Source organism: Bradyrhizobium sp. CSS354 (assembly GCF_029051725.1).
Lineage (GTDB): Bacteria > Pseudomonadota > Alphaproteobacteria > Rhizobiales > Xanthobacteraceae > Bradyrhizobium.
In genome coordinates, this window is sequence record NZ_JAACFU010000001.1 from 18256 (window position 1) to 41485 (window position 23230).

At 64.3% G+C, this 23230-nt stretch carries 21 protein-coding genes; 14 read left to right on the forward strand and 7 right to left on the reverse strand.

Features of this window, described 5'->3' with window-relative positions; translation table 11 throughout:
• Positions 1-726, reverse strand: a complete 726-nt coding sequence (locus GWG67_RS00115) for a pyridoxamine 5'-phosphate oxidase family protein (RefSeq protein WP_275167154.1) — start codon at positions 724-726, stop codon at positions 1-3.
• Positions 727-800: 74 nt separating this feature from the next.
• On the opposite strand from GWG67_RS00115, the gene GWG67_RS00120 reads away from it, so the two are divergent.
• Both GWG67_RS00120 and GWG67_RS00125 read left to right on the forward strand, forming a co-directional pair.
• A complete protein-coding gene (locus GWG67_RS00120; RefSeq protein WP_275167155.1) occupies positions 801-2273 on the forward strand; it encodes a PLP-dependent aminotransferase family protein in 1473 nt (490 codons plus the stop codon).
• Positions 2274-2340: 67 nt separating this feature from the next.
• Positions 2341-2589, forward strand: coding sequence for a DUF6719 family protein (locus GWG67_RS00125; RefSeq protein ID WP_027517580.1), 249 nt, complete (start codon positions 2341-2343; stop codon positions 2587-2589).
• 3 nt (positions 2590-2592) lie between these two features.
• Here the strand turns inward: GWG67_RS00125 and GWG67_RS00130 are convergent, their stop codons facing one another.
• Together GWG67_RS00130 and GWG67_RS00135 are read right to left on the reverse strand one after the other, a co-directional pair.
• Positions 2593-2955, reverse strand: coding sequence for a hypothetical protein (locus GWG67_RS00130; protein ID WP_275167156.1), 363 nt, complete (start codon positions 2953-2955; stop codon positions 2593-2595).
• A 35-nt stretch (positions 2956-2990) separates the two neighbouring features.
• Positions 2991-3155 carry a hypothetical protein gene (locus GWG67_RS00135; RefSeq protein WP_275167157.1) on the reverse strand — a complete coding sequence of 55 codons (165 nt, stop codon included), beginning with the start codon at positions 3153-3155 and terminating at the stop codon, positions 2991-2993.
• A 417-nt stretch (positions 3156-3572) separates the two neighbouring features.
• On the opposite strand from GWG67_RS00135, the gene GWG67_RS00140 reads away from it, so the two are divergent.
• On the forward strand, positions 3573-3782 hold the full coding sequence (locus tag GWG67_RS00140) for a hypothetical protein (protein WP_275167158.1): 210 nt from the start codon (positions 3573-3575) through the stop codon (positions 3780-3782).
• Positions 3783-3793: 11 nt separating this feature from the next.
• On the opposite strand, the gene GWG67_RS00145 is transcribed toward GWG67_RS00140, so the two are convergent.
• A complete protein-coding gene (locus GWG67_RS00145) occupies positions 3794-4342 on the reverse strand; it encodes a CreA family protein (protein WP_275167159.1) in 549 nt (182 codons plus the stop codon).
• A gap of 208 nt (positions 4343-4550) precedes the next feature.
• Here GWG67_RS00145 and GWG67_RS00150 point away from each other — a divergent pair, with 208 nt between their 5' ends.
• The 4 genes from GWG67_RS00150 to GWG67_RS00165 all read left to right on the forward strand — a co-directional run bounded on the left by GWG67_RS00150 (position 4551) and on the right by GWG67_RS00165 (position 8566).
• Positions 4551-6149 carry a L,D-transpeptidase family protein gene (locus tag GWG67_RS00150; RefSeq protein ID WP_275167790.1) on the forward strand — a complete coding sequence of 533 codons (1599 nt, stop codon included), beginning with the start codon at positions 4551-4553 and terminating at the stop codon, positions 6147-6149.
• A gap of 91 nt (positions 6150-6240) precedes the next feature.
• Positions 6241-6810 carry a glutathione peroxidase gene (locus GWG67_RS00155; protein WP_275167160.1) on the forward strand — a complete coding sequence of 190 codons (570 nt, stop codon included), beginning with the start codon at positions 6241-6243 and terminating at the stop codon, positions 6808-6810.
• Positions 6811-6977: 167 nt separating this feature from the next.
• A complete protein-coding gene (locus GWG67_RS00160) occupies positions 6978-8006 on the forward strand; it encodes a polysaccharide deacetylase family protein (protein ID WP_275167161.1) in 1029 nt (342 codons plus the stop codon).
• Between the two features lie 8 nt (positions 8007-8014).
• Positions 8015-8566, forward strand: a complete 552-nt coding sequence (locus GWG67_RS00165) for a dihydrofolate reductase (RefSeq protein ID WP_275167162.1) — start codon at positions 8015-8017, stop codon at positions 8564-8566.
• Positions 8567-8577: 11 nt separating this feature from the next.
• On the opposite strand, the gene GWG67_RS00170 is transcribed toward GWG67_RS00165, so the two are convergent.
• Positions 8578-9030, reverse strand: coding sequence for a DoxX family protein (locus tag GWG67_RS00170; RefSeq protein ID WP_275167163.1), 453 nt, complete (start codon positions 9028-9030; stop codon positions 8578-8580).
• A 259-nt stretch (positions 9031-9289) separates the two neighbouring features.
• Positions 9290-11599 (reverse strand): NADP-dependent malic enzyme, encoded by a 2310-nt coding sequence (locus GWG67_RS00175; protein ID WP_007609425.1) that lies wholly within the window; start codon positions 11597-11599, stop codon positions 9290-9292.
• A 244-nt stretch (positions 11600-11843) separates the two neighbouring features.
• Between GWG67_RS00175 and GWG67_RS00180 the strand changes: the two genes are divergently transcribed.
• Positions 11844-13814 (forward strand): hypothetical protein, encoded by a 1971-nt coding sequence (locus tag GWG67_RS00180; RefSeq protein WP_275167164.1) that lies wholly within the window; start codon positions 11844-11846, stop codon positions 13812-13814.
• Between the two features lie 157 nt (positions 13815-13971).
• On the opposite strand, the gene aspS is transcribed toward GWG67_RS00180, so the two are convergent.
• Complete coding sequence (aspS, locus tag GWG67_RS00185) at positions 13972-15744, reverse strand: aspartate--tRNA ligase (RefSeq protein WP_275167165.1); 1773 nt, start codon at positions 15742-15744, stop codon at positions 13972-13974.
• Between the two features lie 194 nt (positions 15745-15938).
• Between aspS and GWG67_RS00190 the strand changes: the two genes are divergently transcribed.
• The 6 genes from GWG67_RS00190 (at position 15939) to rnd (ending at position 23158) form a co-directional block, all read left to right on the forward strand.
• Entirely contained in the window at positions 15939-17414 is a 1476-nt protein-coding gene (locus GWG67_RS00190; protein ID WP_275167167.1) for a YdiU family protein, read from the forward strand.
• A gap of 168 nt (positions 17415-17582) precedes the next feature.
• On the forward strand, positions 17583-18434 hold the full coding sequence (locus GWG67_RS00195) for a phosphodiesterase (RefSeq protein WP_275167168.1): 852 nt from the start codon (positions 17583-17585) through the stop codon (positions 18432-18434).
• A gap of 1 nt (position 18435) precedes the next feature.
• Entirely contained in the window at positions 18436-19386 is a 951-nt protein-coding gene (locus tag GWG67_RS00200; RefSeq protein ID WP_275167169.1) for a carbohydrate ABC transporter permease, read from the forward strand.
• A complete protein-coding gene (locus GWG67_RS00205; protein WP_275167170.1) occupies positions 19383-20252 on the forward strand; it encodes a carbohydrate ABC transporter permease in 870 nt (289 codons plus the stop codon). The genes GWG67_RS00200 and GWG67_RS00205 overlap by 4 nt, the downstream gene beginning before the upstream one ends.
• Positions 20253-20263: 11 nt before the next feature.
• A complete protein-coding gene (locus tag GWG67_RS00210) occupies positions 20264-21595 on the forward strand; it encodes an ABC transporter substrate-binding protein (RefSeq protein WP_275167171.1) in 1332 nt (443 codons plus the stop codon).
• Positions 21596-22006: 411 nt separating this feature from the next.
• Positions 22007-23158 (forward strand): ribonuclease D, encoded by a 1152-nt coding sequence (gene rnd / locus GWG67_RS00215; RefSeq protein WP_007591909.1) that lies wholly within the window; start codon positions 22007-22009, stop codon positions 23156-23158.
• The last annotated feature ends 72 nt before the right edge of the window (positions 23159-23230 follow it).

The window sequence follows — 23230 nt, forward strand, 5'->3', positions numbered from 1 at the left end:
TCAACCGTCCGGGTACTCTGCAAAATAGGCATCCCGCAATGCATCTTCGAGCAGCCGGCCCCCCGAATAGCCATTCAGTGTCGCCGGCCGGCGCACGCCGTCGAGCAGCCGCGGGCAAGGCTCCGGCGCGCCGAGCACGGTGCGCACCGGGATGCGCTCGGCATAGATCGGCAATGCATAGTCCTCGTCGTCGTCGGCGACACCCTTGGCCCGGACTTTCGCGGAGGCTTCCTCGATCTCCATCGCGATAAAGGAGGTCGCCTTGATCTCCTGCGCATTGCTCGCCCGCAGGCTCGCTGTCCGATCCGGGAAGAAGCGGTCGACCATCGCGATCACCGCGCGCTCTTTCTCTTCGGGATCGGTCACGAGATAGGCGGTGCCGAACGCCATCACGGCGCGGTAATCGGCCGAGTGATTGAACCCGCAGCGCGCCAGGACCAGACTGTCGAGATGGGCGACCGTCAGGCACACACGCTCGCCCCTTGTCTGATTGCGCAGCATGCGGCTGGCGCTCGAGCCGTGCCAGTACAGCTTCGTCCCTTCGCGCCAGAAGAAGGTCGGCGTGCAATAGGGTTGGCCGTCGATCGCGTAGGAGACGTGGCAGAGCATCGAGGAATCCAGGATGCGATGAACGGTGTCGTGATCGTAAAAGCCGCGGTCGTGACGGCGCTTCACCTGGTTGCGCGCGGACGTCGGATAGGAATTTGGGTTCTCGGTCTGGCTCACGGCCGCTCCTGTCGGATTGGAACAATTCCAGGGCAGTTGTAGCCGCGGATTTGGTCTGCGATAGTGCCAATTCCATGCGAAAAATTCCGACCAATTTCGTCCCCTCGCCGGCCAAGGCCGAGCTGCCGCTCGATCTCGCAGGTCCGCACGTCACGGCTGGCGCCTCGTCGGCGCACCGGCTGTACCAGGCGCTGTGCGAGATGATCGTTGCCGGCCTCGTCAAGCCGGGCGAGCCGCTGCCGCCGTCGCGCACGCTGGCCAAACAGACCGGCTTTCGGCGCAATGCCGTCGTCACCGCCTATGAGCGGCTGATCGCCGATGGCTTCGCCGACGCCACCGTCGGCTCTGGCACCTTCGTCGCTGCGCGTATCCCCGCGCGCGCGGCCGAGCCGAAGCGACCAAAGATCAGCGTCGAAACGCCGGGGCAAGGCGCGTTTTCGCTCGGCTGTACCCATATCGACGCGCGCGCAGTACAGCGTTTCCGCGCCTTTGTCGGCCGTCGCATGCGAGCCTTCGGCGCGGAGCATCTGCACTATGGCGACCCCCGCGGCAGCCGCGAGCTGCGTGCGGCGATCGCCGATCATCTGTTGTCGGCGCGGGGCCTGCGCTGCGATCCCGATCAGATCATGCTGACGTCAGGCACGCTGCACGCGCTACGCATCGTGCTGAGCGCGATCCTGAAGCCCAACGACCAGGTCTGGTGCGAGGATCCAGGGTACCCCGCCGCGCGCAAAACCATCGCGCATTGCGGCTATCGTGCCGTGTCCGTTCCCGTCGACGCGCAAGGCATGCGTGTCGCCAGAGGCCGCGCAGCGGCGCCGTCCGCGCGCGCAGCCTATGTGACGCCGTCGCACCAGTTTCCGCTGGGTGTGCAGATGTCGATGCCGCGGCGGCTCGAGCTGCTGGACTGGGCCAGGCAGGCCGACGCCTTCGTGCTGGAAGACGATTACGACAGCGAATTCCGTTACGACGGCGCGCCGCTGATGTCGCTGGCCGGCATCGATCACCTCCAGCGCGTGATCTACATGGGCACGTTCGCCAAGACGTTGTTTCCGGGCTTGCGCATCGGCTATTGCGCCCTGCCCGAGCGCTTGATTGCGGATGTCACCGCGGCGCGGGCCGCGCTCGACCGCTTTCCCGGCACGCTGATGGAGGGTGCGGTGGCCGACATGCTCAATTCCGGCGCGTTCGCGGCGAACCTGAAGCGCGTGCGCAAGCTCTACCGCGAGGCGCGCGACGCGCTGGCCGGGACGCTCGAAGCCGCATCCCACGGCGTGCTGTCGGTGCCGGTCCCATCGCAGGGCCTGCATCTTGTCGCCCGGTTCGATTCCTCGGTCGATCTGGCTGTGGCGGCAGACGCCAAGCAGGCCGCCGGCGCCGAAGGCTGGCTATTGGCCGACACCTATTCACGCGCGCGTCCTCTGCCCGGTTTCGTGCTGGGATTTTCCGGCCACGCGATTCCGAAGCTCGTGGCATCCGCCGAGCGGCTCGCGCGGGAATCGCGAGCGGCCTTGCGTGCGAGGCGCAAGCCGGCCCGGCGGGCATGACGAACGTTCGCTATGAGAATCGGCTGCCGCTTCCTACATTGCGGCATCGATGCTGGGAGCTCACACCATGCTGCTACGCCGTGCGACTTGCCTCTCGCTCCTGATCTTCATCGCACTCGCCGCGACGGCGCGCGCAGGCACGGTCGGACGCGAACAGGACATCGTCGATCTCAAGCTCGGCCAGCGCGTGCAAGTGGACGACGGAACCTGTCCCGCCGGACAGGTCAAGGAAGTCCGCGGCGCCAAGATGACCGACAAGGGCGTCGCACGGACGAGCACCTGCGTGTCGCGGTTTGGTCCGAAATCGAAGCGATGAGCGCTACTTCGCCGGATCGAACATGCATTGCAGGGTCGGCTTGGCGATCTTGGTGAAGGTCGGGCCGATTTCGGTCTGCTTTGAGGCCGGCACCCAGTCGGTCTCGATCGTCGGCACCCCGGTCTCGCTGATGCCCCGCAGCAGGGCCTCGCGGAGATCGCGATCCTCGACGACGGCGGCAGCATGATCGTGCAGGCAGCCGCAGACCTCTTCCGGATGCTCCCATCGTCCGAGCATGCGCGGCGCGCATTGCCTCACGAACTCAGTACGGGGATCGGGTAATCTGGAGGGAGAGCGCACCTGCGCCTGAACGGCACTGATCGTCAGAAAGGATATGAACGCCGCGGCGCAAAAACGAACAAGCATGATGGCCTTTATCGGCTGATTTTTCTTGTTGACGATCAGAAGCGCGCGGCAACCACGATCGCCTGCGGCGCCGGGGTCGTGATCGGCGAGCCGCTGTACTGGAAGGTACCGATGCCCGGGACATTGCCATCCGGCGAGCCTGCGAACGAGGAGCCGGCGAGCACGAAAGCGAAAGCAAGGATGAGGCTGAGCGTGCGCATGGAGTTCTCTCTGAATTCGGTGGCCGGCGTGCGCCGTCGTCGTTGTGAGGTTGATAACCATGGGCGGTTTCGCGCGTGATGCGCCAAAGCCGGAAAATGGTTTCATCTCCGTGAGAATTGTTTCGTCCCGCTCGCGGCGACGACATATTCGACGGAAAATCTCAATCTTTTCAGATGGGTCATGCGGCCACCCAATGTGGCCTGGCAGGTTCCGTGCGAGTTCGGATGCATGCCGGAGCGCTGGCGCCGTCATGATCCCGCCTCACACCCTTCACATGCGTTTTACGTTTTTCTGCTGAAGAGAAGCCGAACGAAGGCTGGGTCCTGTCGAACCGGGGGCGCTTCGACTGCGACCCAAGCTATCGAGACCGAGACGCCCGGGCATCGCCGAGCGCGTTCATGTGAGGAACGGCCATCATGACGGCGCAGAATCGCGCAACGACGCGCGATGCGGACCAACGAACGGACCGCTGGGAGCAACGGCCAGTTCGCAGCAGCGCCAATTCGCCTGGCGAAATGACTCTGCAATCAAGTCGTGGGTTTGAGGCCACGCCGCAGTCATTCGTGCGGCTGACCGGCTCGCATCTTGCAAAACCGCGCGCCAGCCGCGCTGACATCACTGAGTGAACGCAAGCGCGTCACTGAGTGAAAAACTCTCCGCACTTCTGGATGTTGGCGTCCGCCGGTCCCCACGGCATGATCGGCACGGTCGAGGTCGAGTTCTTCGGCGAGCCCTCGATCAGCCTGTCCGAATAGACCATGTAGACCAGCACGTTGCGCTTGGCGTCACAGCCGCGCACGATCTGCATCTTCTTGAAGAACAGCGAGCGGCGCTGGCGGAACATGTCGTCGCCCTGCTCCATTTTGTTCTTGAACTTGATCGGGCCGACCTGACGGCAGGCGAGCGAAATGTCCGAGACCTCTTCGGCAAGGCCCAGCCAGCCCTTGAAGCCGCCCTTCTCCGGTACCGTGAAATGACAGGCCACGCCCTCGACTTCAGGATCGTCGAGGCCGTAGGTCGCAAGCTTGTCGTTCGGGCTCATCCATTTGAACACGGTTGAGCGGCGGAAGATCAGATCCGGCTCGTCCGCGGCGAAGGCGGACGCTGCCGGCACGGTCAGCGCCAGGAGGAATAAAGCGAGGCCTTTCAAGCGGATGCTGGAAAGACTGGGGAAACGAGATGACATGAAGTTCTCCGGTAGCAAGTCCCAGCAATGTAGGCATCGGGCGACCGATCGGGAAGACGACCGGCAAGCCGACACGGCCGCCGTTTACCGCTCCGTGAGGCTTTTTAGCTACGCTTTGGACAAAAGTTGCTGATCGCAGAACCGCCGTGCTGGTGAACGCGTATCCCCTCTGAGAGACTAACACCTGATTTGGATTGTGGATTCGATGATGAACAGCGTGAACGGGTCTGGTTTTTCTGCCAAGCCGGCGCGATTTTGGCAGGTCGCTATTTTGACGGCGGCGGGTGCGATCGGCACGGCGAGCCAGGCGGACGCAGCATTTTATTACTGGACGGATTATTCCGACGGATCGTACGGGCGCCAGGAGCGCCATCCCGAAGTCCCGCGCCAGAAGCCCCAGAAGCGCGGTGCGGCCGGCAAGAAAGACCTCGTTTCCGAAAAAGAAGCGGGCACGAAACCGCAGGGTCCCCTCGTCATCGTCGTCTCGATCGACCGGCAGAAGGTCACGGTCTACGACACCAACGGCGTGTTCGCGGAATCCCCGGTGTCAACGGGCATGAAGGGCCATTCGACGCCGATGGGTGTGTTCAGCGTCATCCAGAAGCACAAATTCCACCACTCCAACATCTATAGCGGCGCGCCGATGCCGTACATGCAGCGGATCACCTGGTCGGGCGTCGCCATGCATGCCGGCGTACTGCCGGGCTATCCGGCCTCGCACGGCTGCATCCGTATGCCGATGGCGTTCGCGGTGAAGATGTGGAACTGGACCAGGATGGGCGCGCGCGTGATCGTTTCGCCCGGTCAGATGTCGCCGCAGAACTTCTCACATCCGCTACTTGCATCGGTGCGCGTGCCGCCGCAACCCGCGGCCAGCCTCGAGCCGCAGACCAATGCCGGCGACAAGGCCGATAAGGTCGCGGCCAATACCGGAGCCGCCGAAGCAAAGCCGGTTGAAACGAAGACCGCCAGCGCGGACGGCGTGCTCGAGCTGCGCTCGTCGGTCGGCCACACCGTGATGTCGGACGTGACCACCGGATATGGCCCGGGCCGCGAGGAGTCCGCGACATCCGCCGACCAGACCGAGACAACGGCAAAGCCCGAGACCAAGACCGCTGAGGCGGCGGACGCGGCCAAGTCTCAGGCCGGAGACGCCGCGCAGCCCGCGAGCACTGAAGCGAAGCCTGTCGAGGCCGCGGAGACGCCGAAATCCGAAACGGCCAAGTCCGAACCCGCGAAGACGCCCGATGCGCCGGCCGTGGCGCCAGCGCAGGCGGCAACGCCCGACGTCAAGAAGGACGAAACCCGCGTTGCCGATCCGGCGCCCGTGGCAAAACCTGACGCGCCCAAGCGGGCGGGCCAGATCGCGGTCTTCATCAGCCGCAAGGATTCCAAGCTCTACGTGCGGCAGAACTTTGCGCCGCTGTTCGAGGTGCCTGTCACGATCGCCGCGAGCGATCGGCCGCTCGGCACGCATGTCTTCACCGCCGAAGTCGACAAGGCCGATTCCAATGCGCTGCATTGGTCGGTGGTGTCCTTGCCCGTGTCCGTCCGCTCTGCCGCGCGCCAAGATGACGGCCGCATGACAGGCCGCCAGCGTGGCGCGGCCGTGATTCCCGTCGCTGCCAAGCCTGTGGTCACGCCGGACAGCCCGGCCGAGGCCCTCGACCGCGTCACGATCCCCGCCGACACGATCGCGAAGATCAACGAAATGCTGACGTCAGGCGGCTCGATCATCGTCTCCGACCAGGGCATCAACCAGGGCGAGACCGGCGAAGGCACCGATTTCATCGTCCGGCTGTACTAACGCGCTTTATCGCGGCAGATAACGCGGTGTTGACGACGCCGCTCGCACCGGAGGGGTAACATCCGCCCGGATCATTTCGGGGGACGCCGTCATGATGAACCGCAGGACCATGCTCATCGCCGCCTTTGCAAGCACGCTGGCGCCGGCGACGCGTGCACTGGCGGATGGCGGCATGAGCCGAATCTCCGCCTACGCCTTCTCTTTCCCGGCATTGTCAGGCGACGACATCCGGCTTGCGGCCTTCACCGGCAAGCCGCTGCTGGTGGTCAACACCGCTTCGCTTTGCGGTTACACGCCGCAATATGCCGGTCTGCAAGAAATTTGGGACGAGTTTCGCGAGCGCGGTCTCACCGTCATTGGCGTGCCCTCCAACGATTTCGGCGGACAGGAGCCCGGCGGCACCAGCGAGATCTCGGAGACCGCCCACCACCAATACGGCGTTACCTTCCCTATTGCGGCCAAGGCCGTCGTCGTCGGTGCAAAGGCGCATCCGTTTTACAGATGGGCGGCAGAGGCACGCCCGCGGGAAGTTCCGCGCTGGAACTTCCACAAATATCTGATCGGCCGGGACGGCTATATTGCCGACGTCTTTACATCCACCGTGGAGCCGGCCGACACGCGGATCAAAACGGCAATCGCCAAGGCTCTGGCCGACACTTGACGCCACACGTCTCCCCAACCCGGTTGGGCACAATTGTGTTGGGGCGCCAAACAGCCGTTGCAATGGCGAGGGCCCACCATCTAGGCTAGGATCGTTAGGGGCAGGATGGTTTTGCCGGAGGCGAAAAGCCGCGGCGGAACAACGGGATCAATCTCGAGGACAACACCATGCGTGTGGCGGCAGGACTGATTTTGGCAAGTGCGATGTCTCTTGCGATGACGGGCGCGGCATGGTCGCAGACCCCGCCTGCAAAGCCCGCTGCCGCGACGCAAGCCCCTCCGGTGGCAACGCCGGCTGCGGCTGCGCCCGCTGCGGCTCCGGCACCCGCTCCTGCAGTAGCGGCCGCCGCGCCGGCGGGTTTCGTCAATCCTCCCCCGCCCAAACAAGCTCCGCAACCCGCCCGCGCAGCCTGCAACACGCCGGGCGCGCTCGGCGTCGCCCGCACTGTCGAGATCGACACCACCGGTGGTCCCGGCTTCGGCTTCGAGCATTTCAAGGAGCTCGATTTCCTGCGCGACCACGAGGTGGTGCTGACCTTCGATGACGGCCCCTGGCCTAAAAACACGCCCGCGGTGCTGAAGGCGCTCGCCGACGAGTGCACCACCGGCATCTTCTTCTCTATCGGCAAGCACGCGACCTACGAGCCGGAGATTCTCAAACAGGTTTACGCGGCCGGCCATACCGTCGGCACCCACACCTGGTCGCACGCCAACCTCAACAACAAGAAGCTCACGGAAGCGCAGCGCAAGGAAGAGATCGAGAAGGGCCTGTCTGCCGTGAAGTGGGCGCTCGGCGGCATTTCGCCCTCGCCGTTCTTCCGCTTCCCGGCGCTCCAGCATCCGCCGGAGATGGTCACCTATCTCGGCAACCGCAACACGGCGATCTTCTCCTGCGACATCGACTCCTTCGACTTCAAGGCTTCGAAACCCGAGAAGGTGGTCGAGACCGTCATGAAGAAGCTGGATACCAAGGGCAAGGGCATCATCCTGATGCACGACTTCCAGAAGCACACTGCGGAGGCCCTGCCCGAATTGCTCAAGCGCCTGAAGGCCGGCGGTTATAAGGTGGTGGCGATGCGCGCCAAGTTCCCGGCCTCGACGCTGCCGGAATACGACCAGGAGCTGCTCAAGGACGTCAAGCTGCCGACGGTGAGCACCCGGCCGGTCAACAGCGTCGTGACGACGGTTTCCGAATAGCCGCGCCGTTGTCCTTTCGGATCGAAGGCTACGTCATCGTCTCCGCGGACGGCATGCTCGCCGACGCTGACCATGTCATGCCCGACAGCCTGAAATTCGAAGGCGACAAGCTGTTCTTCGAACAGGCGCTCGATCGCGCGGCGCTGATCGTGCACGGTCGTCACTCGCACGAGCAGCAGCCGAATTCACCCAAGCGCAAGCGCCTGATCCTGACGCGCAAGATCAAGGCGCTGACCGTCGATCCCGAGATGCCGAACGCGACCTTGTGGAATCCGGATCACGCCAGCTTCGAAGACGCCTGCGCGTTCGCCGATGTCGCTTCCGGCACCGTCGCAATCATCGGCGGGCCCGTCGTGTTCGACATGTTCATGGACCGCTACGACACGTTCTGGCTGTCGGAAGCCCCGCATCTGCGGCTGCCCGGCGGCGAAGGCTGTTTTGTCGAAGTACCGTCGCGTACACCTCGGGAAGTGCTGGCCTCACACGGGATGAAGCCGGGAGCGCCGTATCTGCTCGATGCGGCGCATGACGTGACCGTCACGCCGTGGCGCAGGACGTAGTGGTTTAACCTTCACACGTCCCCGTAGGCTGCCTCCGCCGGACGCGTGACGCGGCCGTAGCCCATGATCATGAACAGCGCGCCGATGATCGACAGATTCTTGAGGGCATCGACCAGCATCTTGCCGTTGTCGGGCGGAACCTGGTTCCAGAAGTCGTAGAACAGGAAGGTCGCGACCGCGAGATAGACGATCATCAGCATCGCGAAGAAGCGCACGCCGAAATTCAGAGCGATCATCACCCCCGCGACGATCTCGAGCACGCCGACCACGATCGCCAGCAGCTGCGGCGTGGTCATGGCCGTCGCCGTCTCGATCTGCTTGGTGTAAGGCGCGATCATGTCCGGCACGACAACCTTGGCGGCGATGAAATCAACCGTCGCCTGCATGGCAAACAGTCTTGCCGCACCCGTGTAGATGAACAGCACGGCGAACAGGATCCGCCCGAAAGTCACGAACGCTGGCATGATCGGCCTCTTTGCTCAGGCTTTTTGAAACCGGATTTTTGGCGAAAGCACTAAGGGATTATGGAGAGTCATTCGCCGGTTTACAAACGGGGAAATGGAAAACTGCGAGCAATTCAAAGTTGGTGGCGCGCTATTCGCTTGGCGCTCCCTAGCGGAATCGAAAAAAGCAGCGACCGCACCGCGCTCGGCGTCATGGCCGGGCACGACGAGCCTGCGGAACGATCGCGGCTCCGAAAGACGCCCAACGTGCCGCCCCGCCTTAGGTAAACAACGTCGGCTGTTGCCGCGACGCGCGCTCCTGCGCTTCCACCACAGCCACCGCGGTCATGTTGAGGATGCCTCGCGCCGTCACCGACGGCGTCAGGATGTGGGCCGGGCGCGCCGGGCCGATCAGGATCGGACCGACCGGCAGCGCGTCCGCCAGCGACTTGATCATCTGATAGGCGACGTTGGCAGTGTCGAGGCTTGGCATGATCATGATGTTGGCCTCGCCCTCAAGGTTGGAGTGCGGCAGCACCATTTTACGCGCAGCGGCCGAGAGCGCGGTGTCGCCCTGCATCTCGCCGTCGGCCTCGAGCTCCGGATGCTTCTCCTTCAGGAGCTGGGTTGCCCGGCGCATCTTGCGCGAGGATTCGGTATCGTAGCTGCCGAAATCCGAATGCGAGACGAAGGCGATCTTCGGCTTGATGTTGAAGCGTTGGACGTGGACCGCTGCGAGCGAGGCGATCTCGGCGAGCTCTTCGGCGCTCGGATTGGGCCGCACCTGGGTATCGGCGATGAAGAAGGCGCCCTTGCTCGTGATCAGCAGCGCCAGCGCCGCATAGTCGCTGATCCCCGGCGTAAACCCGACGATCTCGCGGACATGGCGCAGATGACTCATGTAGCGGCCCTCGACGCCGCAGAGCATGGCATCCGCCTCTCCGCGCACCACTGCGAGCGCCGCGATGACGGTGTTGTTGGTGCGCACCACCGTGCGCGCCGCATCCGGCGTCACGCCGCGGCGGCCGGCGACCTCGACATAGGACTGCACGTAGGAGCGGTAGCGCGGATCGTCCTCGGGATTGACGAGGTCGAAGTCCTTGCCGGCCTTGATCGACAGGCCGAAACGCTTGATGCGCGCCTCGACCACCGAGGGACGTCCGACCAGGATGGGCGTCGCCAGCTTCTCTTCCAGCACCACCTGGGTCGCGCGCAGCACGCGCTCATCCTCGCCTTCGGCGTAGATCACGCGCACCGGCTGGGTCTTGGCCTTGGCGAACATCGGCTTCATGACGAGGCCGGAGCGGAACGCGAAGCGCTCGAGCAGCGCGGTGTACTCGTCGAAATTGGTGATGGGCCGGGTCGCAACGCCCGATTCCATCGCGGCCTTCGCCACCGCCGGCGCGATGCGCAGGATCAACCTCGGATCAAAGGGACTCGGGATCAGCGAGCCCGGGCCAAACCCTTGCGTCTCGCCGGTGTCGAAGCCTTGCGCGACCGCATCGGACGGCGCCTCGCGCGCGAGCTGCGCGATGGCCTCCACGGCCGCGTGCTTCATCTCCTCGTTGATGGCGCTGGCGCCGACGTCGAGCGCGCCGCGGAAGATGAAGGGAAAGCACAGGACATTGTTGACCTGGTTCGGAAAATCGGAGCGGCCGGTGCAGATCATGGCGTCGGGACGCACTTTGCGCGCCTCCTCCGGCATGATCTCCGGCGTCGGGTTCGCGAGCGCCATGATGAGCGGCTTGTCGCCCATCGCCTTGGCCATCTCGGGCTTGAGCACGCCCGGTGCGGACAGGCCGATGAAGATGTCCGCGCCGCCGATCACGTCGGCGAGCGTGCGCTTGTCGGTCTTCTGCGCATAGACCGCCTTCCAACGATCCATGGTGGTGTTGCGGCCTTCGTGCACGAGGCCGTCGATGTCGCAGACCCAGATGTTCTTGCGCTGCGCGCCCATCGACACCAGCAGGTTCAGTGTCGCGAGCGCTGCGGCCCCTGCCCCCGATGCCACGATCTTGACGTCCGACAGGTTCTTGCCGTTGAGGCGCAGCCCGTTGGTGATCGCGGCGGCGACGATGATCGCGGTGCCATGCTGGTCGTCATGAAAGACCGGGATCTTCATGCGCTCCTTGAGCTGCGCCTCGATCTCGAAGCATTCCGGTCCGCGGATGTCCTCGAGATTGATGCCGCCGAAGGTCGGCTCGAGCGCGGCCACCGTCTCGACCACACGCTCGATGGTGTCGGCCGCGATCTCGATGTCGAACACGTCGATGCCGGCGAATTTCTTGAAGAGGACCGCCTTGCCCTCCATCACCGGCTTCGAGGCCAGCGGGCCGATATTGCCGAGGCCGAGCACGGCGGTGCCGTTCGAAACCACGGCGACCAGATTGGAGCGGATTGTCAGCGTCGCCGCTTCCGCGGGGTTCTTGGCGATCTCCATGCAGGCGGCGGCGACGCCCGGCGAATAGGCCAGCGCGAGGTCGCGCTGGTTGGCAAGCGGCTTGCTTGCCTGGATCTCGAGCTTGCCGGGGCGCGGCAGCCGATGATAGGCCAGCGCCGCCTGGTGGAGATCATCAGAATAGGACGACATGCGGTGTCTTGCCTCGCGTTACCGGCCTCAAACTACATTGTCCTGACCGGTCCGCCTTCGGGTGGTATTTCCGGTCATGGAAACGGGATGAAGCACGCCGGGCGCCCCGGTGGCAACATCCGATTGCGGCCCCATCAACAGGGCGCGCGGTCAAATATCTGATAGCGCTAGCTTTCCATGGACCGCGCGTTGCTTTGCGAATATGGCAAGTTGCCTCGTGCAACGCGGGCAACTGGAGCTGGGAATGAAGCGAATCCTGATCGGCCTGATCGTCGTGACCGTGGTCGCCGCGAGCGGATGGTTCGGCTTCAGCTTCTACGCAAAACATCGCGTCACTGCCGAGATCGAGGCGGCGTTCGAGCAGATCCGGGCCAGTGGCGGCAAGGCGAGCCACGGCAAGGTGGCGTTCGATCTGACGAGCCGGACGTTGACGATCGAGGATATCGCGGTTGAGCCTGCCAACCAGCCACAGGCTCATGTCAAGATCGCCGCTATCAAGGGCGTGGGCATTCGTCAGGTCGAAGAGACACGCTTCGCGGCCGACAGCATCGATATCTCGGGCTTCGAGGTCGCGCTGGACGAAATCGGCCCCGCGAAGCTGAAAGTCTTCTACAAGGTGCCGCAGTTGACCATGCGGGATTACGTCGGTCCCATTCATGCTCAGAACGCGCCGACGTCAGGCTCCCTGATCGACATGTACCGTTTCGTGCTCGATCAGTACGCAAACGTGACGGCTTCTTCCATCATAGCGCCGACCCTCGCAGTCGCCTTCGATGCGGGCAAAAGCGCCGGAGGCAGTGGCGAGGTCGCCTATTCGGGTCTTGCGATCCAAAAGCTCGGCCAGGGCAAGATCGCCACGATCAAGGCGGAGCGCGCCAGTTTCACGATCAACGTGCCGCAGCCGGGCAAGGCGGACAAGCTGACCGGCGAGGTGTCCGACATCATCATCAATGATTTCGATTCTACCGCGATGGCCGCCGCGCTCGATCCCCAGAAGGCCAACGACGACAGCTATCATCGTGTCTACGGACAGATGTCCAGCGGCACTTATGTCGTGACGTCGACGCTCGGCATCCGGATGCAGGTCGATGGGATCGCCATCACCGACATCGCGGTGCAACCGTCGAAATTCCGGCCCGCCGAGATCCTGGCGCTGCTGCCGGCGGACAGCTCGGTCCCGCCGACGCCGGCGCAATCGCGCGAGATGATGGAAAAGCTCGCCGGGTTCTATGAAGGCCTTCGCGTCGGCAAGATCGAGATCGGCACCATGTCGATGACGACCCCGCAAGGAACGCCCCGGCTGAGGGCCATCAGATACCAAGAGGGCGAGTTCGCGCTCGAGGGCCTCGATGCGCCGACGCCGCAAGGTCAAATCAAGATGGAGCGCTTCGCACTCAAATCGCTCAGCATCGCGAATTTGATGCGTTGGGCGGCAAGCCTCACCACTCCCGGGCGGGCGCCCTCGCCGGATCAGATGCTCGGGCTGTTCGGCGTGCTCGCAGGCGCGGAGATCAAGGGCGTCACGGCGCCGTTCAAGACCACCAAGAAGCTGGTCACGATCGACACGCTGAGCCTGGACTGGGGGCAGCTGGTCGGCTCGATCCCGAGCAAGGCGCATGTGGTTGCCAAACTTGTCACGCCCACCGATCCTTCCGATCCGAATCAGCTTCCATTGCTAGCCGCCGGCGTCGACAAGCTCGCCATCGACCTCGATCTCGGCGCCGCCTGGACCGAACAGTCCAACAGCTTCGCCCTGACGCCCGCGACCCTCGACATCGGAGGGATCGCAAGAGCGCAACTGCGTATCGGCCTCGGCAACGTACCACGCGAGGTGTTTTCGGCCGATCCCGCCCAGCTCATGGGCCAGGCGGCCCAGATCGAGGCGGGCACGCTCGAATTTTCATTGCGCGACGGCGGCGTCGTCGATCTCGTCGCGGCACAGTTCGCGCGCATGCAGAATGTCAGCCGCGATACCGCACGCCAGGCGCTCGTCGAGAGCATCAAGGCTAAACGCGAGCAAGTTGCTTCCGCCAATCCGGATGCAAACGCGGCCGTGGACGCGATCGCCCGCTTCGTCGAGACACCGGGCCAGACGCTTTCCATCAAGCTGTCCCCGCGCGCCAAGGCACCGCTGATGCAATTGATGCAGCTCTTGCAAACCGACCCACAGAGCGCGCTTGCGCAGTTCAGGATCGAGGCGTCGACGGGGCTGTAGGGCGAGCCGGCCCGCGCACGCCTCACTTGCCGTCATGGCCGGGCTTCTCCCGGCCATCCACGTTCTCTCATGCAATCCTAAAAACGTGGATGCCCGGGACAAGCCCGGGCATGACGAATCCGTGGCCCTCTCCCGCGTGAGAGGAGAGGCGTTGCATTCACTTCTGCGGCAGATTCACCTTCACATGCAGCTCGCGGAGCTGCTTGGGGCTGGGCTCCGACGGTGCGCCCATCAAGAGGTCCATAGCCTGCTGGTTCATCGGGAACAGCGAGATCTCGCGCAGATTGTTGGTGCCGCACAAGAGCATGACGATGCGGTCGACGCCGGCGGCCATGCCGCCATGCGGCGGGGCGCCGTACTGGAAGGCGCGGTACATGCCGCCGAAGCGATCGACGACTTCCTGCTCGCCATAGCCGGCGATCTCGAACGCCTTCACCATCGCTTCCGGCACGTGGTTGCGGATTCCGCCGGAGGCGATCTCGTAGCCGTTGCAGGTGATGTCGTACTGGAACGCCTTGATGGTCAGCGGGTCCTGACCCTTCAGCGCCTCGAGGCCGCCCTGCGGCATCGAGAACGGGTTGTGCGAGAAGTCGACCTTCTTGTCTTCCTCGTTGTACTCGTACATCGGGAAGTCGACGATCCAGGCGAGCTCGAACCGCTCCTTGTCGGTGAGGTTCAACTCCTCGCCGACCTTGTTGCGGGCCAATCCTGAAAACTTCCAGAACTTGTCGGGATCGCCGGCGACGAAGAACGCGGCATCGCCTTCCTTCACGCCGATCTGCGCGCGGATCGCGGCGGTGCGCTCAGCACCGATGTTGTTGGCGAGCGGACCGGCCCCCTCGCCGCCCTCGCGCCACATGATGTAGCCGAGGCCCGGCTGTCCCTCGCCCTGCGCCCAAGAATTCATGCGGTCGCAGAAGGCGCGAGAACCGCCGCCCGGCGCCGGGATCGCCCACACCTGGTTCTTGGGGTCCTCCAACATCCGCGCGAACACCTTGAAGCCGGAGCCGCGGAAGTGTTCGGAGACGTCCTGCATCTCGATCGGGTTGCGCAAGTCCGGCTTGTCGGAGCCGTATTTGCGCAGCGCCTCGGCGAACGGAATGCGGCGCCAGCCCTTGGTCACCGGCTTGCCCTTGGCGAACTCCTCGAACACGCCGGTGATGACAGGCTCCATCGCGGCGAAGACGTCGTCCTGCGTGACAAAGCTCATCTCGACGTCGAGCTGGTAGAACTCGCCCGGCAGACGATCCGCGCGCGGATCCTCGTCGCGGAAGCAGGGCGCGATCTGGAAGTAGCGATCGAAGCCCGACATCATCAGGAGCTGCTTGTACTGCTGCGGCGCCTGCGGCAGTGCATAGAACTTCCCGGGATGAATGCGCGATGGCACCAGGAAGTCGCGCGCGCCCTCCGGCGAGGACGCGGTCAGGATCGGGGTATTGAACTCGAAGAAGCCCTGCCCCTCCATGCGCCTGCGCATCGACTTGATGATTTCGACCCGCGTCATGATGTTCTGGTGCAGCTTCTCGCGACGCAGGTCGAGGAAGCGGTACTTCAGGCGGATGTCTTCAGGGTATTCCTGGTCCCCGAACACCGGCAGCGGCAGGTCGCCGGCCGGGCCCAACACCTCGATCTCGCTGACATAGATCTCGATCTTGCCGGTGGGCAAATCGTCATTGTCGGTGCCTTCGGGACGGCGGCGGACCTTGCCGTCCATCTTGACCACGAATTCCGAGCGCAGCTTCTCGGCCTGCGCAAACGCCGGCGAGTCCGGGTCGACCACGCACTGGGTCAGGCCGTAATGGTCGCGCAGGTCGATGAACAGCACGCCGCCGTGGTCGCGAACGCGATGGACCCAGCCTGACAGGCGGACCGTCTCGCCGATGTTGCTCTCGCGGAGCGCGCCGCATGTATGTGACCGGTAGCGATGCATGGTCGTCCCAAATTCAATGTCGGAGGATCGAATCGAACCGCCGAGACGGCAGGCCCAAAGTTGCGGCAGGGTTTACCCGACGAGGCCGGGTGCGGCAACCAATGGAACGGCCCGTTTTCGGCTGGAAGTGCCCATTTTTGCCCAATCTGGGCTCAAGCCTTTGCCATCAGGCGTTCCACGCCTATCTTGAGGCCATGACAGTCCATTTCCCGTTCCAGAACTCCTATTCGGCGCTGCCCGACAGCTTTTTCGCCCGGGTCGCACCGACGCCGGTGGCGGCGCCCCGGCTGATCAAGCTGAACCGGCCGCTGGCGGTCCAGCTCGGGCTCGATCCAGATGTGCTGGAGACCCCTGAGGGCGCCGAAATCCTGGCGGGCAAGACGGTTCCCGCCGGTGCCGATCCAATCGCCATGGCCTATGCCGGCCACCAGTTCGGACAGTTCGTGCCTCAGCTCGGCGACGGACGGGCGGTGCTGCTCGGCGAAGTCATCGACAAGGATGGCATCCGCCGCGACATCCAACTCAAGGGCTCGGGACCCACCCCGTTCTCCCGCCGCGGCGATGGCCGTGCCGCGCTCGGGCCCGTGCTGCGCGAATATATCGTGAGCGAAGCGATGTTCGCACTGGGCATCCCGACCACGCGCTCACTCGCTGCCGTCGTCACCGGCGAGCACGTCATCCGCGAAACCGCGCTGCCCGGCGCGGTGCTGACCCGCGTCGCCTCGAGCCACATCCGCGTCGGCACCTTCCAGTTCTTCGCGGTCCGCCGCGACACCGACGCCATTCGCCGGCTCGCTGACCATGTGATCGCCCGCCATTATCCGGAGCTATCAGGCGCCGAGCGGCCCTATCACGCGCTGCTGTCCGGCGTGGTCGCGCGCCAGGCCGATCTGGTCGCACGCTGGCTGCTGGTCGGCTTCATCCACGGCGTGATGAACACCGACAACAGCTCCATCTCCGGCGAGACCATCGATTACGGCCCGTGCGCCTTCATGGACGCCTACAACCCTTCGCAGGTGTTTTCCTCGATCGACGAGATGGGCCGCTATGCCTATGCCAACCAGCCGCGCATCGCGCTGTGGAATCTGACGCGGCTGGCCGAATGCCTGCTGCCGCTGTTCTCCGACGATCAGGAAAAGGCGGTCGCCGAGGCCCAGGACATTCTCGGCGCCTTCTCCGACACGTTCAGCAACGCCTATCAGGCGGGCCTGCGCAAGAAAATCGGCCTGTTCACGGAGCGTGACGGCGACGACGCGCTGATCCAGGACCTGCTGGATGCCATGGCCAAGAACCAGGCCGACTTCACCCTCACCTTCCGCAAGCTTGGTGACGCCGCTCGCGATCCGGCTGCCGACGATGCGCGCGCCCAGTTCATGGACCCGGGGGCGTTCGACGAGTGGGCCAGGCGCTGGCACGAGCGCACAGCCCTGGAGCCGCAGAGCGCAGCCGAACGGCAAGCCGCCATGCACGCCGTCAACCCCATCTTCATCCCGCGCAACCACCGCGTCGAGGCCGTGATCCAGGCCGCGGTCAACAACGACGACTACACGCCGTTCGAGGAGCTGGTGAAGGTCTTGGCCAAACCGTTTGGCGACCAGCCGGACTACGCCGCCTACGCCGATCCCCCGCTGCCAGACCAGCGAGTGCTGCAGACATTTTGCGGGACGTAGCGACGAACTCGGTGGGTAGCGTGGATTAGCCGAGGCGTACCGAGCCGAGCTTGTGGACGCCTCGCGCCACCGGAACCGCTGTCATCAAACTGAAACACTCGCGCTCTAACGGCCTGTCAGGGTCGTCTTGCCGGAGGCGCCCACCCTCCAACGATCCTGACAAGCGCCATGCCCTTTAAGTTTATCCACATCACCGACACGCATCTCGCGAACCCCGGGCTGAAGCTGTATGGCCTCGATCCGCGCGCCCGGCTTGACGCTGCGATTGCCGACATCAACAAGCATCATGTCGATGCCGCCTTCGCGGTCGTGACCGGCGACCTCACCCATTGGGGCGAGGCCGAATCCTACGCCAATTTCGCCGACGCAATGGCGGCGTTGAAAATCCCCTACATCGCCATGGTCGGCAATCACGACCGCCGCGTCACCTGCCTCGATAGTCTGAAGTCCGCCCCGCGCGATTCCAACGGTTTCGTGCAGGGCACGCGCACCACCGAGCACGGCCTGTTCGTGTTTCTGGACACGCTGGACGAGACCAGCCACGCCGGTGAGATGTGCGCCAAGCGCCTGGGGTGGCTCGCAAGCACGCTGGCAGCCGCGCCGGCGGACATGCCCTTCGTCGTCTTCATGCATCATCCGCCGTTCCCGGTCGGCGTCCACGCGATGGACGAAATCTCGCTGGCACAGAGCGCCGAGTTCGCCGAGGTGATCGCGCCCTATCGTTCGCGCATCCGCCACCTCTTCTTCGGCCACGTGCACCGGCCGATCTTCGGCAGCTACGGCAAGATCCCATTCTCGACGCTTCGCGGCACCAACCACCAGGTCTGGTTCGAGCTCGACGCTGCCGCGGCCGAGCATCTCGCCAGCCATGAGCCGCCGGCCTACGGCGTGGTGCTGATCGACGGCGAGAACCTGGTCGTGCACAGCCACGACTTCCTCGACACCAGTCTGCGCTTTCCCTTCGAGCCACCGGCGGGAGTGGACGGCCGCGACTATGCGCTCAATTTCCCGGCGCGATGAAATGAGCTTCGCAGAACCCGCGGCTCTCCCGGTCGCGGCCTCGGCGCCGCCGCGCCTGCAGATCCTGAATCGGTTGTCTCACCGCTTCAAAACCTCGCTGCCGGCCTATCTCCTGCTGCTGCCCTCGCTCGTCTTCCTCGCGCTGTTCACCTACGGCGCGATGGGCCGCGTCCTCGTCGACGCGCTCTATCAGCGCGCCACGCCCAGGGCGCCGGTCCGTTTCGTCGGTCTCGACAACATCGCAGCGGTGCTGGCGGACCCCGCCTTCACCGGCGCGGTCGTCAACAATCTCGTCTATGCCGTCGGCACCGCGGTCCCGAGCATCGGACTTGCATTGCTGTTCGCGCTGGCGCTGTCGCGCACCAACGCCGTGACCAGCGTGCTGCGCGCCGCGCTGTTTCTGCCGGTGCTGATTCCGATGGTCGCGGCCTCCGCGCTGTTCCTGTTCATCTTCCTGCCCAATGTCGGACTGCTCGACTATTACATCGGCAGCCTGCTTCCGGTGCTGCCGAACTGGCTCGGCGATTCCGACATCGCGCTTTATGCGATCATGGTCATCACGATCTGGAAGAACGCCGGCTACTACATGCTGTTCTTCCTGGCCGGCCTGCAGGCGGTGCCGGAAGATGTCATGGAAGCCGCCCATCTCGACGGCGCCGGTCCGTACCAGCGGCTGCGCCACATCATCCTCCCCGAGCTCAAGCCCACCTTCCTGTTCGTCACGGTCATCGCCACGCTCAACGCGGTCACGCAGGTCGACCACGTCTTCGTCATGACCAAGGGCGGCCCGTCCAACGCGACCAATCTTGTGCTGTTCTACGTCTACCAGCAGGCGGTCGAACATTACGACATCGGCAAGGCCTCGGCAGCCACACTGCTGACGCTTGCGGCGCTGATGGGCCTCACCGCGCTCTCCTTCCGGACGATGGCAAACCGCGAGGGCGGGTCATGAGGCTGTTCGATCGTCTGTTCAAGGACGTCCCGCTCGCCACGCGCCGCGAGATCACGCCAAAGCTCGGCTTTGCGCTGACCGTGCTGCTCGCGGTGGTCTGGCTGATCCCGTTCCTGTGGATGGGCGTGGCGACGTTGCGCCCGGCATCCGACGGCATCAACCTGATGGCCGAGCTGATGCCGAGCCTGAAGCCGACGCTCGACAACGTCAGGGACGCCTGGGAGATCGGCGATTTCCCGCGCTACACCCTCAACACTATCATCATCTGCACCGGCATCCTGCTGGTGCAGGTCGTCACGATCACGTTGGCGGGCTTCGCCTTTGCCCGGCTCGACTTCGCGGGCAAGACGCTGATCTTCTATCTGTTCCTGATGCAGCTGATGCTGGTGCCTGTGCTGCTGATCGTGCCCAATTTGAGCCTGGTGGCGCAGCTCGGCCTCTACGACACGCTCACCGGCGTGATGATGCCGTTCTTCGCTTCGGCCTTCGGCACCTTCCTGATGCGGCAAGCGTTCGAGGCTATACCGACCGAGCTGGAAGACGCTGCCCTGATCGACGGCGCCAGCCTTCTCCAGCGCATCCGCCACATCTACGTGCCGCTGTCGATGCCGAGCTTTTCGGCCTTCGCCATCATCTCGGTCACCAGCCATTGGAACGACTTCCTGTGGCCTCTGATGGTGATCAACTCGCCGGACAAGCGGCCGCTCACGGTCGGGCTCTCGGTGTTCACCGCGACCGCGGAAGGCACGCAGGCCTGGGGCACCATCGCCGCCGGCACGCTGATGGTGATCGCACCGCTGCTGATCACCTTCCTGATCTTCCAGAAACGCTTCATCAGCTCTTTCGTCACCTCAGGCATCAAATAGGAGATTTCTCGATGCTGTTTTCCCGCAGGCTCATGCTTGGCCTTGCCATCGCAGGCACTTTGGCAAGCGCCCTCACCTTCCCGGCGCTGGCCGAAGGCCCGACCGAGATCGACCTGTTCTTCCCTGTCCCCGTCGACGGCAAGCTGGCCCGCGACATGGGCACCCTGATCAAGGAGTTCAACGAGACCCATCCCGCGATCAAGGCGACCGCCGTCTACACCGGCTCTTATGACGACACGCTGATCAAGACGCGCGCCTCGATCAAGGCCGGCAAGCCGCCGGCTGCCGTGATCATGTCGGCGAACTTCCTGCTCGATATGCAGATCGAGAACGAGCTCACCAATCTCGATCCCTTGATCGCCGCCGACGGCACCACCAAGGAGCAGTTTCTGGGCCAGTTCTTTCCGGCGCTGCAAGGCAACGCGGTGATCAACCGCTCGGTCTACGGCGTGCCATTTCATAATTCGACGCCGCTGCTCTACATCAACGCCGACAAGGCGAAGGATGCGGGCCTCGATCCGAGCAAGCCGCCGCAGACCTGGGCCGAATTGACCGACTGGGCCAAGAAGCTCACCAAGCGCGAGGGTGACAAGGTGACCCAATGGGGCATTGCGATCCCCTGCGCCTACGACTATTGCGGCTGGATGATGGAAACGCTCACCATGACCAATGGCGGGCGCTACTACAACGAGGAGTTCGGCGGCGAGGTCTATTACGACACGCCCTCGATGCTGGGCGCGCTGACCTGGTGGAACGACCTCGTCACCAAGCACAAGGTTCACCCGCCCGGCGCGACGCCCGGCCCTGCCGTCAGCACCTCTTTCATCTCCGGAAATGCCGCGATGATGATGCTCTCGACGGGCTCGCTCACCTATGTGCGCGACAACGCCAAGTTCGCCTACAAGGTCGCCTTCATCCCGCGCAACGTCCGCAACGCCGTGCCGATCGGCGGCGCCTCGCTGATCGTTCCGGCGGGCCAGGAAGCCGACAAGCAGAAGGCCGCCTGGACGCTGATCAAGTGGATGACCTCGCCCGAGAAGAGCGGCTGGTGGAGCCGCGCCACCGGTTATTTCGCCCCTAACATGGCCGCCTACAAGACGCCTGACATGGTCGAATTCCTGAACAAGAACCCGGACGCCAAGACCGCCGTCGAGCAGCTCGACGTCGCAAAACCGTGGTTTGCGACCTACAAGACCGTGCCGGTGCGCAAGACGCTGGAGGACGAGGTCATGCTGGTCCTCAACGGCAAGAAGCAGCCGAAGGAGGCCCTCGTCGCCGCCCAGAAGGCCGCGGACGAGACGCTGAAGCCGTACAATGCGGAGACATCGCTGAAGCTGCCGTAAGGCCGGCGACATCGGCAAGACAAGCCTCGGCGCTCCGTCATGCGGGGCGCCGAATTCGTTGGACGGCCGCCCCCGTTAACCCAGCGTTCACCATCCGGCCCACCCCGGGCGCCGGTAACCACGAGAATTAACAAACCCTCAATTCGCCCCAGACAAGTTTAGCGATGTTTCTGAGGGGTTTTGCCGTGGATCTGTTGGTTTTCGAGTTCCTGGGGCTGGCACTGGTCGCCATGTGCGTGGTCGTGGTGGCGCTGCCTTGTGCGCGCAAACCCTCCCGGCGGGTCCGCTACGAATAGGATTTTCGTCGGAAAATGCGATTCCGGCCCAAATGCAAGGCTCGAATTCGCTTCGAGCCCCTTGACATCACAGCGCTTTCGGCAGAACGGCTGATGGACTTGTCATGGGCCGTTCATGGATTTAATTACCACCACCGCTGACCTTGCGGCTGCCTGCAGCCGGCTGGCCAAGCACCCCGTCATTACCGTCGATACCGAGTTCCTTCGCGAGACCACCTATTACCCGCTGCTGTGCGTGGTGCAGATGGCCAGCGCCGAGGAAGCGATCGTCATCGACACCCTGGCCGCGGGCATCGACCTCAAGCCGTTCTTCGAGCTGATGGCCAATGAGGCCGTGCTGAAGGTGTTCCACGCTGCCCGGCAGGACATCGAGATCATCTGGCATCAGGCGGGCATCATCCCGCACCCGGTGTTCGATACCCAGGTCGCGGCCATGGTGCTCGGCTACGGCGACAGCATCGCCTACGACGCGCTGGTCGAGAAGGTCACCGGACACCGTCCGGACAAGACCCACCGCTTCACCGACTGGTCGCGCCGGCCGCTGACCAAGGAACAGATGCATTATGCGGTGTCCGACGTCACGCATCTGCGCGACGTGTTCGCCGCGCTCGATGCCGACCTCAAGAAGCGCCGCCGCAGCGAATGGGTCTCGATCGAGATGGAGGTCCTGACCTCGCCCAAGACATACGACTTCCACCCCGAGCGCGCCTGGGAACGGCTCAAGACGCGGGTGCGCAAGCCCAAGGACCTCGCGGTCCTGATGGAGGTCGCCGCCTGGCGCGAGCAGGAGGCGCAGAGCCGCGACGTGCCGCGCGGCCGCGTGCTGCGCGACGAGGCCGTCAGCGACATCGCGACCCACGCGCCGAATACGATCGAGAAGCTCGCAAACCTGCGCTCCGTGCCGAAGGGTTTTGAGAAATCCAAATGGGGCGCCGACATCGTCGCCGCCGTCGAGCGTGGTCTGGCGCGCGATCACGCCACGCTGCCGAAGCTGGAAAAGCCGCGCAACAACAACAATGGCGCCGCGATCGTCGAGCTGTTGAAGGTGCTGCTGCGCATGACCGCGGAGCGCCATGCGGTCGCCAGCAAGGTGATTGCGACCGTCGACGATCTCGAGGAGATCGCGGCCGACGACGAGGCCGACGTGCCGGCGCTACGCGGCTGGCGCCGCGAGCTGTTCGGCGAGGCCGCACTGAAACTGAAGCGCGGCGAGCTGGCGCTGGCGGTCGAGAAAGGCCGCGTGATCGGGGTCCAGCGGGCGGAATAGGCCCGATGCCTCCTTGTCGTCATGGCGAAGGCCGGGACCCATACCACGGAATCTATCGTGGCGGGCGGTGGC

What these genes read in the sequence shown, in the direction of transcription:
- GWG67_RS00120 (WP_275167155.1), top strand. Translation starts at nt 801, where the DNA reads ATGCGAAAAATTCCGACCAATTTCGTCCCCTCGCCGGCCAAGGCCGAG.
- GWG67_RS00125 (WP_027517580.1), top strand. Translation starts at nt 2,341, where the DNA reads ATGCTGCTACGCCGTGCGACTTGCCTCTCGCTCCTGATCTTCATCGCA.
- GWG67_RS00130 (WP_275167156.1), bottom strand. Translation starts at nt 2,955, where the DNA reads ATGCTTGTTCGTTTTTGCGCCGCGGCGTTCATATCCTTTCTGACGATC.
- GWG67_RS00135 (WP_275167157.1), bottom strand. Translation starts at nt 3,155, where the DNA reads ATGCGCACGCTCAGCCTCATCCTTGCTTTCGCTTTCGTGCTCGCCGGC.
- GWG67_RS00140 (WP_275167158.1), top strand. Translation starts at nt 3,573, where the DNA reads ATGACGGCGCAGAATCGCGCAACGACGCGCGATGCGGACCAACGAACG.
- GWG67_RS00145 (WP_275167159.1), bottom strand. Translation starts at nt 4,342, where the DNA reads ATGTCATCTCGTTTCCCCAGTCTTTCCAGCATCCGCTTGAAAGGCCTC.
- GWG67_RS00150 (WP_275167790.1), top strand. Translation starts at nt 4,551, where the DNA reads ATGAACAGCGTGAACGGGTCTGGTTTTTCTGCCAAGCCGGCGCGATTT.
- GWG67_RS00155 (WP_275167160.1), top strand. Translation starts at nt 6,241, where the DNA reads ATGATGAACCGCAGGACCATGCTCATCGCCGCCTTTGCAAGCACGCTG.
- GWG67_RS00160 (WP_275167161.1), top strand. Translation starts at nt 6,978, where the DNA reads ATGCGTGTGGCGGCAGGACTGATTTTGGCAAGTGCGATGTCTCTTGCG.
- GWG67_RS00170 (WP_275167163.1), bottom strand. Translation starts at nt 9,030, where the DNA reads ATGCCAGCGTTCGTGACTTTCGGGCGGATCCTGTTCGCCGTGCTGTTC.
- GWG67_RS00175 (WP_007609425.1), bottom strand. Translation starts at nt 11,599, where the DNA reads ATGTCGTCCTATTCTGATGATCTCCACCAGGCGGCGCTGGCCTATCAT.
- GWG67_RS00180 (WP_275167164.1), top strand. Translation starts at nt 11,844, where the DNA reads ATGAAGCGAATCCTGATCGGCCTGATCGTCGTGACCGTGGTCGCCGCG.
- aspS (WP_275167165.1), bottom strand. Translation starts at nt 15,744, where the DNA reads ATGCATCGCTACCGGTCACATACATGCGGCGCGCTCCGCGAGAGCAAC.
- GWG67_RS00190 (WP_275167167.1), top strand. Translation starts at nt 15,939, where the DNA reads ATGACAGTCCATTTCCCGTTCCAGAACTCCTATTCGGCGCTGCCCGAC.
- GWG67_RS00195 (WP_275167168.1), top strand. Translation starts at nt 17,583, where the DNA reads ATGCCCTTTAAGTTTATCCACATCACCGACACGCATCTCGCGAACCCC.
- GWG67_RS00200 (WP_275167169.1), top strand. Translation starts at nt 18,436, where the DNA reads ATGAGCTTCGCAGAACCCGCGGCTCTCCCGGTCGCGGCCTCGGCGCCG.
- GWG67_RS00205 (WP_275167170.1), top strand. Translation starts at nt 19,383, where the DNA reads ATGAGGCTGTTCGATCGTCTGTTCAAGGACGTCCCGCTCGCCACGCGC.
- GWG67_RS00210 (WP_275167171.1), top strand. Translation starts at nt 20,264, where the DNA reads ATGCTGTTTTCCCGCAGGCTCATGCTTGGCCTTGCCATCGCAGGCACT.
- rnd (WP_007591909.1), top strand. Translation starts at nt 22,007, where the DNA reads ATGGATTTAATTACCACCACCGCTGACCTTGCGGCTGCCTGCAGCCGG.